Consider the following 2,646-nt stretch of genomic DNA (forward strand, 5'->3'; position numbering starts at 1 on the left):
GCGGTGTTCGACCAGGGTGAGTTCGGGGCGCCGGGCGGGGATTTGTACGACCAGGCGGTGGCGGTGGTGCTGCGCGACAAGAAGGCCTCGACGAGCTACATCCAGCGGCGGCTGCAGATCGGCTACAACCGGGCGGCGTCGCTGATGGAGCGGATGGAGCACGAGGGCATCGTCGGCCCCGCCAATCACGCCGGTAAACGCGAAATCCTGATCGACCATCTGAGCATGGACGACTGAGGCTTCGACACTTCGTCAATCTGAAAACAAAAAAGGCGGCCCATGTGAGCCGCCTTTTCGTTTTAAGTCTGCGTGAGATTATTCGATGACCTGCACGACCGTGCGTGTCCGCGGGTCGACGAGGACCGTCTGATCGTTCACGATGGTGTAGCTGTAGGGGTTCTGGAGGCCGACACTCGGGGGAACGTCATAGAGGCGTACCCGTGATGGGAGAGGCTGACCGACAATGACTTCCTCAGATACGCGCATCGACGGGCGGCGCTGAGCGACCGTGTAGGTGCGAACGCGGGTGGATTCCTCCGCCGAGAGAACGGTGCCTACGGCTGCACCGGCAACGCCGCCGACTGCGGCACCGATAGGGCCACCCACGATGGCGCCTGTCACGGCGCCTCCGGCGGCGCCGGCAGTGGTTCCGCTCTGACAGGCAGCCAGGGCGAGGGGAAGAGCGAGGACGGCCAGAGTGGCAGTCGAACGTAGGACACGATTGCGCATGACGGACTCCTTTCCGATTGGCAGAATGCGAACGCGAGAAAAGCTTGGCCGGTTCCATAGGGAGAAAAGTCATGTCCGGAAGTTCCAAAGTTGCCATTGTCACYGGCGCAGGCAGCGGTGTCGGCAAAGCGATAGCCGCTAGYCTGATCGCGGCGGGTTACAATGTTGTCATGGCGGGCCGGCGCAAGGAGGCTCTTGAGCAAGCCGCCGCCGAGATGAAAACCGACAGCAGACCTCCCCTCATCGTTCCGGCCGATATTGCCGATCCAGAATCCGTGGCCGTGCTTTTTGCCAAGACCAAGAAGGCCTATGGAAGGCTCGATCTCCTCGTGAACAATGCCGGAATAGGGGCGCCCGCGGTTCCCTTGGAGGATATTTCCCTGGAGCAGTGGCGCAGCGTCGTCGATACGAACCTGACGGGAGCGTTCCTCTGCACGCAGGAGGCGTTCCGGATCATGAAGACGCAGGACCCTCGCGGCGGGCGCATCATCAACAACGGCTCCATTTCCGCCTATGCGCCGCGCCCGTTCTCCTCGCCCTACACCGCCACCAAGCATGCCATCCTGGGGCTGACGAAATCCACGGCGCTCGATGGGCGCGCCTACGACATCGCCTGCGGCCAGATCGATATCGGGAACGCAGCCACCGACATGACGGCGAAAATGGCGACGGGCGTGCTTCAACCGAACGGAACGGTTGCCGCCGAGCCGACGATCGATCCGGCCCACGTGGCGGATGCAGTAGTCTATATGGCGAGCCTGCCGTTGAGCGCGAATGTGCTCACCATGACAGTGATGGCCACCAAAATGCCCTTTGTCGGGCGCGGGTGATCGAAAATCGCGTGAATGTGTCTGGCCGCCGCACGCCGGCGGCCTAGCTTCTCTTTGAGGATGAAAGCGGTCCTAAAACAGCCGTACTATCCAGCTTTCATTCAGGCTGTCTCCCGTAGTGTGTCTGGACCTTCGAAGACAGCGCACCTGTCCTTCACACCATGATCCGAGGAGCTGATCGTTCGATGATGGCGGCGGAATGAGCGCAATTCTCGTCAAGATTTTTGCGACGGCCCTGACCCTGAGCCAGGTTCTCGTTGATCCTGACTCGGTGCGGACTTCGTTCGATCCGGTCGCGGATCAGGAGAAGGTCTCGCAGATCCTCAAGGATGGCTGCACCCACATGCGCCGCGCCTTCGACATCGAGGACGTCAACCTCGATGACCTGATGGTCACGGCCATGGACGATCCGCAAGCCGTCACGGGCGAGTTGAAGATCCTGCAAGGCCTGAGCTTCAACGATCTGCACGCCAGCTATCAGATCTTCTGCAAGAACGAGACGGTGGAGCCTTCGCCGGTCAATCTCGGGGAGGTGATTACCTACTACAATGGTGCTGTTGCCGATCTTCCCGATGCCGGCAAGTTGAAAGGCCTCAAGCTGCCCGGCGCCAGCGTTATCCTCGATGCGGAGGGCAAACGGTTCGCGGAAGTGTTCGAGGCGGATCACCGGCGCGTCTGGGTGCCTTTGTCCAGCATCCCGAAATCCGTGCAGCAGGCTTTCGTCTCGGCCGAGGACAAGCGCTTCTACCAGCATAAAGGTGTCGACGAGCGCGGAGTCATCCGAGCCTTCGTGAGCAATCTCGCCAATCCCGGGCGTCCGGCCGGCGGGTCCACGATCACGCAGCAGGTGGCCAAGAACCTGCTCGTCGGCGACGACGTGACCTATGAGCGCAAGATGCGCGAGATGATCGTCGCGTCGCGCATCGAACGCACGTTGAGCAAATCCGAGATCCTGGAGATCTATCTCAACTCCATCTATCTCGGTCGGACCTCGTGGGGCGTCGAGATGGCGGCGAGAAGCTATTTCGGCAAGAACGCCGGAGCCTTGTCGGTGTCAGAGGGCGCGCTGCTGGCGGGGCTTGCGAAG

Annotated in this window: 4 protein-coding genes; 3 read left to right on the forward strand and 1 reads right to left on the reverse strand. The window is 61.4% G+C overall.

The window, feature by feature from the left end:
• Nucleotides 1-237, forward strand: a 237-nt coding sequence (locus ACXJKO_RS31120; RefSeq protein WP_457094866.1) for a DNA translocase FtsK, incomplete at its 5' end; no start/stop codon positions are given.
• Between the two features lie 78 nt (nucleotides 238-315).
• On the opposite strand, the gene ACXJKO_RS31125 is transcribed toward ACXJKO_RS31120, so the two are convergent.
• Complete coding sequence (locus tag ACXJKO_RS31125; protein WP_457094867.1) at nucleotides 316-729, reverse strand: DUF1236 domain-containing protein; 414 nt, start codon at nucleotides 727-729, stop codon at nucleotides 316-318.
• Nucleotides 730-800: 71 nt separating this feature from the next.
• On the opposite strand from ACXJKO_RS31125, the gene ACXJKO_RS31130 reads away from it, so the two are divergent.
• The gene (locus ACXJKO_RS31130) at nucleotides 801-1,559 is read left to right on the forward strand and encodes an SDR family oxidoreductase (protein WP_457094868.1); all 759 of its coding nucleotides are present in this window, start codon (nucleotides 801-803) and stop codon (nucleotides 1,557-1,559) included.
• A gap of 199 nt (nucleotides 1,560-1,758) precedes the next feature.
• On the forward strand, nucleotides 1,759-2,646 hold an 888-nt coding region (locus tag ACXJKO_RS31135; RefSeq protein ID WP_457094869.1), incomplete at its 3' end, for a transglycosylase domain-containing protein.

Source organism: Microvirga sp. P5_D2 (genome assembly GCF_054049475.1).